Below are 7,198 nucleotides of genomic sequence, written 5' to 3'. Positions count from 1 at the left end.
GCCTGCGAAAGCACCGGACTTTCGGCTACCTCACCCCGACCGAGACCAGACAGCGGCACCAGCACGCCCTCGCGGCATAACGATCACGTGTCCGAGATCACGGGGAAACTTCAGCCGGCAGGCTCACCTCGGTTGAGGACACGTCCGAGACGGTCTGCATCCGGCGTACTTATGCCTTCGACAAGCGAAGCAACCGCACCGCCGTCACCAGTGCCGCCGGCGCTCCAGGAACCGACTGCCCAGGCACCGGGGGGACCACCAAGACTTACACGTACGACAGCGCCGACCGGCTCGTCGACTCCGGTTACATCTACGACGCATTCGGGCGCACCACGGCCGTCCCCGGACACGGCACGTTCGGCTACTACGCCAACGACCTCGTCCACCAGCAGACGGCCAACGGCGAACGGCAGACCTTCCAGCTCGACGCCTCCCGTCGGCTCCGTTCCTGGACGATCGACAAGGAAAGCGCCGGTGCCTGGACCCGAACCGGGGCGAAGGTCAACCACTACGGCGCCGACGGTGACAGTCCCCGATGGATCATCGAGAACACTGGTACCGGCACGCTGACCCGTAACGTGGCCTCCGCGTCGACGACAGGCCTCGCCGCGACCACAGGCGCGTCCGGTGAGGTCGTCCTGCAACTGTCCAATCTTCATGGTGACATCGCCCTGGCGCTGCCTCTGGACTCCGCAGAAGCGCCCGTCGCCCTCGACAACGACGAGTACGGCAATCCGCGAACCGGTGATACGGGTGGACGGGCGCGCACCTGCGCTCCAATGAGACGCTCAGCGGCGTCCTCCTGATGGGCATGCGGCTGTACAACCCGCAGACCGGCCGTTTCCTCTCGGCCGACCTGATGAACGGCGGCAGCTGCAACGCCTACGACTACGCCTGCGCGGACCCACAGAACATGGAGGACCTCGACGGTACCCGGCTGAAGGAGCGTGTCCAGTCGAAGTGCCGACAGGACGTATGCATACGCATCCGGCGTATCTGTGACAGTAAATGGCGGTGCTCGCTGAACTGGGACTTCCACTTCCGCAAGTCCTGGGCGAGAGCCTGGATCCACGCCGGATTCAAGTGGTACATCCACATCCGCGGGCAGTACGTCAAGTCAGGCGTATACAGCCACGGCGAGCGCGGTAGCTACAAATTCCACGGTGCCTGGTACTCGAACAACGACTCCAAGGGACGCGGCTGGTACAAGTGCTACATCTGGACCTGCCGACTCGACCCCGGTGACTCCGTGATGTTCTCCGCGTGGGGCACAGCCACGCGCGGCGGGCGGCGGTACGCCTGGAGCGTGGGGCAGAACTTCGGTGGCGGCGGCCGCTACTCCTGACACACCATGGGTCCCGGCCGGCGGTTCACGCCGGCCGGGACCCACAGCGGAGCAACATGTCTACAGAACCCTTTCCGGCAGCGGACGACCCGGCGTTCCGGGCCTGGCTCCGTGTGCTCTCCGACGAGCTCGACACCGACCTCGCGGACCATCTCGACTCCCGGGAAGTCCTTGACTTCCTCTGGGCCACCTTCACACGCAACGGCGCCATGCCGGCCGCCCGCTTCGCTCCTCTCCTGAACACGCACCGGCGCGTCATCGCCGAACGAACGGTCGCCACGCTGCTCACGCAGGTGCGCCAGGACACGGGCCGCGCCCTCGACGTACCCGTGTTCTGCGAGCCGCCCAGCAGGCGGGAGCCGACCGGCCAGCTCACCGTCGGCCACGAGAGAGTGCAGGGCGTCGACCCGATCGACATCTCCGTCGAGACCGCAGAAGGCGTCCAGTGCATCCTCGCCGACCGGGACCGCCTCGTCTGGCCACTCTGCCCCGACCACAACATCGCCCCCCACCCGACCCGCACTCCCGCCGGAGCGGCCTGGCTCTGCTCCGTCACGTCCCATGTCGTCAGGTCGCTCCCGGCCTGATCCCTCCGGTACGGCTGGGCGCTGCCTGGCCTGGGCCTGGAGATTTCCTCCTGGGCGGGCTCGTCCCTCAGCCAGCAGTACCCCGTTCGTCTCTGCATGCGTGGCGCTTTCAGCTGGGCGAGGGCGTCGGCCCAGCAGGCGCGACAGCGTCGTTGATGACGGCCTGGGGGACCTCGACGGGCGACTTGCCCTTCTCGATCCGGTCGACCACGGGAGCGATCGCCTCGTACATCCGCCGTGACAGCTCCTTGATGGAACTGTTCGCGAGCGGGCCGCCGCTGATGTCCTCCTCCAAGGTCTTCAAGAGTGTCAACGGTCTCCTGGGACTCCCCGCTGGCGGCCTTGAGACATCCCCGCTGGTGGCAAGCTTGCAGCCCCCACTGGCGGCCAGATATCTCCCCGCCTTCGGTCGGTGTGGATCAGCTGAAGGGCTTCACCCCCTTTCCGGTGGTGGCCTCGGTCAGCCTGAATGAATCACCGTGAGTGACAACAACATGGGCATGGTGAAGCAGACGATCGACAGTGGCTGTGGCCAGGGTCTTTGGCATGATCTCGTCGAAGCCTGAGGGGTGGAGGTTGCTGCTGACCGCGATCGAGCGGCGTTCGTAGGCAGCATCGACCAAGCGGTAGAAGCCCTCGGCAGCGTCCTCGGAGACGGGCAGGAGCCCGATGTCGTCGACGATGATCAGAACCGAGCGGATGATCCTCGCGAGGGCCCGGGCGATCGAGTCGTCCGCGCGGTGGCGGCGGACCAGCGAGCCGAGGTCCTCGATGGTGAACCATGAGACGGCCAGGCTGGCCTCGATGGCGGTTTGTCCGAGGGCCTCGGTGAAGTGGCTCTTGCCCGTGCCGCTTGGCCCGCAGATGCAAAAGCACTCCCGGCGCCCGACCCACTCCGAGGTCTTGAGGGCGTCCTGGGTGGCCCTGGAGATCGAGGTCTTGGCCTCGTCCCAGTCGCCGAAGGTCTTGCCGGTGGGGAACCCGGCCCGCTTGCGACGGGTGTGCAGGTTGGCGCGGTCGCGTCCGGCGGCCTCCTCGGCTAGGAGCACGCGGACGACCTCGGCCGGGTCCCAGCGTTGGGCCTTCGCGGTGGGGATGATGTCGGTCAACGACCGGCGGATGTGCGGGAGTTTGAGCCGCCGGGTCAGCTCGATGGCCTCGGCCAAGGGGTCGCCGTTGGTGCCGGGGACGGTGCGAAGAGGGGTGGCCATCACTTTCGTCGTACTCGGAGATGTCCGAGGTCGTGGCGGGCAGGCCGTAGGCGGACCATGCGGAGGTTCCCGGCTGCAGGGAGTGGTCCTCGCTGCGGCGGTGGGGCTCGGTCTGCTCGTGGACGGCCTGGTAGTCGAGGATGGACAGCAGGTCCTTGTCGGCGAACCGGCCGGTGACCGCGGCGGTGCCCAGTGCGCGGTCAACGTCCGCCGCAGAGTGCAGTTTTGACAGGGCGATGGCCTCGGCCATCTTCGCCTTGATCCTGCGGACCCCGGCCGCGGCGGCTTCCACGAGCCAGGACGCGGCACCCGGCCCGAGCGCGAGGAACGCGGCTTCTTCTGCGTTCGTGGCCCGCGGGGTGCGGTCGGCGTTCTTGTCCTCGCGGGGCGGGTAGTGGGCGTCGTCCAGGACCGGGGAACCGGGCTGTCCGCGCAGGTGGCGGGCGACCTCACGGGCCGAGCCGTGCTCGCCGACAGCGGTGACGATCAGTTCGTCGCCGTTGAAGCGGGCCCAGACCCGAGTGTCGATCAGCTCGTGCGGGACCGAGTAGCGCACGGCCTCGACCGAGATCGTCGAGTCCCAGCAGACCCGGCGGGTGGTGCCGAACGCCGCCGTGAACGGACGCTTGGGCAGCGGGTTCAGCCTGTGCTGTTCCTCGGCGAGCCGCTCGGCCGGCTTGCACCGGGTCACCTTGTGCGGGCGGGAGTTGATCTCCTCGCAGAACGCCCGGCAGGCGGATTCCAGCTCGCCAAAGGTCTGGTACTGCTCGCGCAGATTGACGTCCCGGGGCACGAGATCGGCTTTCGCGACGCGGACGGTCGCCTCGCTGCCGCCCTTGGTTTCCGGGTCCGCCGGCAGACAAGTACGTATGGTCGTGCCGTAGTGGCGGGCCACCTCGACGATCTCCGGATTGCGGACCGCGATGCTGGCGACATGGTCGGTGGTGACCGTCTTCTCGTTGTCCGTGAGGACATAGGCCGGGACCCCGCCGATCCTGCGTAGCGTGGCGTCCAGGCATGCGGTGATCGTCGGCAGCGTCTTGTCCCAGATCGGGATCACCACGCGGAAGCGGACCAGGCCAGCCACGCGCAGAACAGCGTGGTCTTGCGCCCTTTGATCACCGGCCCGTCGCCGAAATCGTACTGAAGCCAGAGCCCCGGCTCAGTCACCCACGGCCGATAAACCCGCCGCCGACCGGCCCTGAACTGGGCTATCGCCTCGGCGACGGTGCGGCGGGTGGTGCGTTCCCCGCGCGTGAGGCCCATCGCAGTGATCCTCTTGTGGACCACGTCCGCGCGGATCTTGCCCTGCGAGCGCACCACCAGTTCCTCGATCTTCGGCAGATAGTCGTCGATCTGCCGGGCCCGGTGCCGCCGCTTGTCGGGCTGCTGGCCGGCGGCCCGCATCTTCACGTACCGGGCCACCGTGTGGTGGTCACACCCGGCCAGCTCGGCCGCGGCGCGGTAACTCCCCGTGAGGTCGTACGCCTCCAGGATCTCCCTGCTGTTCTTCACCCGCTCCAGCTTCGCCGAGCGGGATTACTCGGAGCGAGCGGGGAGAAATCTGGCCGTACCCGGGGAAACCCCGTGGCCACAGATTGCGCCGTAGATGGCCGCCATCGGGGAGCTTACGGAGACCGCCGTCACGCCAGGTTCCCCAGAGCCTCAGAGATGGCCCGGCCGACCCGCCGTCCGATGCCTCGTTCCAGTTCGGTGTAGAGGATGCCCATTGCCGTCGGGCGGGATGTCTCAGCAGTACGTAAAGAGCCAGCAGCTCTCGTGCAAGCGAGGCGGAGCCGCAGCGTCTGGAGCAGGCGGTGTGAGCGGCGGGGTGTCAGGCGCTGGTCTCCTGCCGCGCCCGAGGATCGGCAGCCGACGAGTGTCCAGGCGTTTCACCAGCCCGGCTCTGGCGCCTCAGCCGTTGGTGGGCAAGGGACTGGGAGACCTTCTCGAGAGGTGGCGTGTTACGGCGAGGAGGTCGTGGTGAGTGGAGTTCACTCGCCACCGGAAGGCCTCAGGCGCATGGCCCGGGCGGCGGCTCCACGCGGAAGGTGCGCTACCGGGGCTGAGTGCGAACAAGCCGGGGGCGTCTTCCTCTTGTCCTTCAGGGATTTCAGGCAGCGATGTCCGATGTGACGGGCGTGTGGACCGCCATCTCGGATGCTCGGGCGCGGAGCTGGGTGATCTCGGTGGTCTGGTATCGCCGGGCTGCTGCCAGGAGCGTGTTGAGGCGGGAGGCGATAAGAGAGGATTGCATGCCTGCGCTGTCCAGGGCCTGGCGTCCGGCGGCTGCTGCCTGTTCCGGTTCGCCTTCATCGAAGAGAGCAGCGGCGAGCCCGATCCTGTCCATCGCGCGCACGCGGTCGAAGCCAGGTGCGCGGAGGTACAGGGCTGCTCGGAAGTGAGGGCTGGCGGGGTGACCGCGGTGGCCTTGGTTGGTCAAGTCCCGGGCGCTTACGGCCCGGGCTCCGGCATGCTCGGCGGCGTCGAAGTAGGCCACCCAGGAGGGCGCGGGGGCTGTGGTTTGGGCGAGGAGTTCGTCTGCGTGGTCGAGGTGCCGGGCGGCCTGTTTGGGCTCGCCGAGGGCGGCGTGTACGCGTCCGGTCTGGGACTGCACCAGGGCTTGGACCAGGACCTGCCCGTCGCGTTTGGCGCGTGTTGCGGCCAGTTCCAGGAGACCGAGGGCGTCGCGGAGGTTTCCGAAGTAGATCATCTGGTGTGACATGCGGGTGACGATCTCGGCGCCCCGGCCTGGAACGCCTGCCTCGCCGGCCGCGTAGATGGCGTAGGACCAGTACCGCTGGGCGGTGGCGTAGCGGCCGGCGTCGTGGCTGGTCCAGCCGGCGAGTGCAGCCAGGTCGGCGGTGGCGGCGAAGACGCGGTGCGCAGGCTCGCCGGTATGCCGTCGCGGACGCGGCGGGCGGTTTCGCTGAGCTGGCCGACGACTGCTGCTCGGTAAAGGGCGCCGCCGTGGGCGGCTTCCATCCGTGCGAACTGAGCCGTGATTTCTTCGAGAGCGGCGACGCTGTCGGTGTTGAAACCGGCTTCGGCGCGGTTGAGGGAGCCGGCGGTGCCGCCGAGGAGGTGTCCGGCGGCGGCGATCAGCGGTGCTCCGGCGGCGAGTTTGAGGGTTTCGCGGCGATCGAGCATCAGCAGGTCCATCCGGGTCCATGCGGCAAGGGTCTCCGCCGCTGGTTCTGTCAGCAGCGGTATTTGGATCGTATCCAGGGACATGCCGGTGGGAACGGGGCCGAGCTCGCGGGGTGAGGGGGGTTCCGAGTTTTTCGGAGAGTTCTTCGGCCAGGAGTCCGGGGATGGGCGGGCGTGGTTGTTCTCCGTCCATCCAGCGACGGACTCGGGTGGCGTCGGTGGCGATCTGCCGGTGTCCGGCGCGGTGTGCCCGGGCGTTCACCCTGCGGGCGAGCTCGCCGTTGGACAGGCCGCTGGCCTGGATGAGGATCTGCAGATCGAGGTTTCCGGGGCCGTGTGTCATTGACGCCACCTCAACCTTGGTGCGAGGGAAGGTGTTTGTTCGCCACGGTTCGCGACCCTCACGGTACTGGTTCGTGACCTGGCTCACGGCAGATTCTGGATCTGCGGTCTTCCGGAGCCGCATCACCTCGAGCAGGGCACCGGATGGCGGCTGGCCGTCCATCAGTAGACGTCTGTCACGCGTCTGGCGTGCTGGCTGCCGCGTGAGTCCGGTGCCCTGCTCCTTCTGGCTCTCCTGGGCATGACGGTGAAGGAGACGACGCTGTGCGCATCCTCGTTGACGGCCTTGATCTGTCGGGCAAGACCACCCTGGTCACCACTCTGATCGACACGCTCGCCACCCACCGCGTACCGGCCGTACGCCACCGCGGGATGCTCGCCGAGCATCACCCGTTGGAACGCTTGCTCAAGCGCCTTCCGCTGGCCTACCAGTCGCAGTCCAGCCTGATCACCGGCGCCGGGACCTGCCCCCGAGTGGTGGACAACTCTGAGCCCGGCCCCCGGGAGGGGCCGAGCAGGAGGCATCTTTTATGGTGATGAAGGTCTACTCGCCCGAGTTCAAG

The 7,198-nt window shown here is 67.8% G+C and carries 6 protein-coding genes and 2 pseudogenes; 4 read left to right on the top strand and 4 right to left on the bottom strand.

What is annotated here, in order from left to right; genetic code table 11:
- Positions 1-110 precede the first annotated feature (110 nt).
- Positions 111-931, top strand: a pseudogene (locus AB0E67_RS35815) (RHS repeat-associated core domain-containing protein); the annotation flags it as partial.
- Between the two features lie 470 nt (positions 932-1,401).
- Positions 1,402-1,932, top strand: a complete 531-nt coding sequence (locus tag AB0E67_RS35810) for a hypothetical protein (RefSeq protein ID WP_362034957.1) — start codon at positions 1,402-1,404, stop codon at positions 1,930-1,932.
- Positions 1,933-2,041: 109 nt separating this feature from the next.
- Here AB0E67_RS35810 and AB0E67_RS35805 read toward each other — a convergent pair whose 3' ends face one another.
- From AB0E67_RS35805 to AB0E67_RS35790, 4 genes and pseudogenes are all read right to left on the bottom strand, one after another.
- Complete coding sequence (locus AB0E67_RS35805) at positions 2,042-2,245, bottom strand: hypothetical protein (RefSeq protein ID WP_362034955.1); 204 nt, start codon at positions 2,243-2,245, stop codon at positions 2,042-2,044.
- Between the two features lie 106 nt (positions 2,246-2,351).
- A complete protein-coding gene (istB, locus tag AB0E67_RS35800; RefSeq protein WP_362034953.1) occupies positions 2,352-3,143 on the bottom strand; it encodes an IS21-like element helper ATPase IstB in 792 nt (263 codons plus the stop codon).
- Positions 3,142-4,658 (bottom strand): annotated as a pseudogene (gene istA / locus AB0E67_RS35795) (IS21 family transposase); the annotation flags it as partial. The pseudogene istA and the gene istB, both read right to left, overlap by 2 nt.
- Positions 4,659-5,256: 598 nt before the next feature.
- Positions 5,257-5,868 (bottom strand): hypothetical protein, encoded by a 612-nt coding sequence (locus tag AB0E67_RS35790; protein WP_362034951.1) that lies wholly within the window; start codon positions 5,866-5,868, stop codon positions 5,257-5,259.
- A 245-nt stretch (positions 5,869-6,113) separates the two neighbouring features.
- Here AB0E67_RS35790 and AB0E67_RS35785 point away from each other — a divergent pair, with 245 nt between their 5' ends.
- Both AB0E67_RS35785 and AB0E67_RS35780 read left to right on the top strand, forming a co-directional pair.
- The gene (locus AB0E67_RS35785; RefSeq protein ID WP_362034949.1) at positions 6,114-6,410 is read left to right on the top strand and encodes a hypothetical protein; all 297 of its coding nucleotides are present in this window, start codon (positions 6,114-6,116) and stop codon (positions 6,408-6,410) included.
- A 489-nt stretch (positions 6,411-6,899) separates the two neighbouring features.
- Complete coding sequence (locus AB0E67_RS35780; protein WP_362034947.1) at positions 6,900-7,172, top strand: hypothetical protein; 273 nt, start codon at positions 6,900-6,902, stop codon at positions 7,170-7,172.
- The last annotated feature ends 26 nt before the right edge of the window (positions 7,173-7,198 follow it).

This window comes from Streptomyces sp. NPDC032161 (assembly GCF_040636995.1).
In the GTDB taxonomy this organism is placed as follows: domain Bacteria; phylum Actinomycetota; class Actinomycetes; order Streptomycetales; family Streptomycetaceae; genus Streptomyces.
This window is presented reverse-complemented; position numbering and strand designations above follow the sequence as displayed.

Bases quoted from the DNA above. Each gene is read 5' to 3' on its own strand.
- istB (WP_362034953.1), bottom strand. From the start codon at position 3,143: ATGGCCACCCCTCTTCGCACCGTCCCCGGCACCAACGGCGACCCCTTG.
- AB0E67_RS35810 (WP_362034957.1), top strand. From the start codon at position 1,402: ATGTCTACAGAACCCTTTCCGGCAGCGGACGACCCGGCGTTCCGGGCC.
- AB0E67_RS35790 (WP_362034951.1), bottom strand. From the start codon at position 5,868: ATGTCACACCAGATGATCTACTTCGGAAACCTCCGCGACGCCCTCGGT.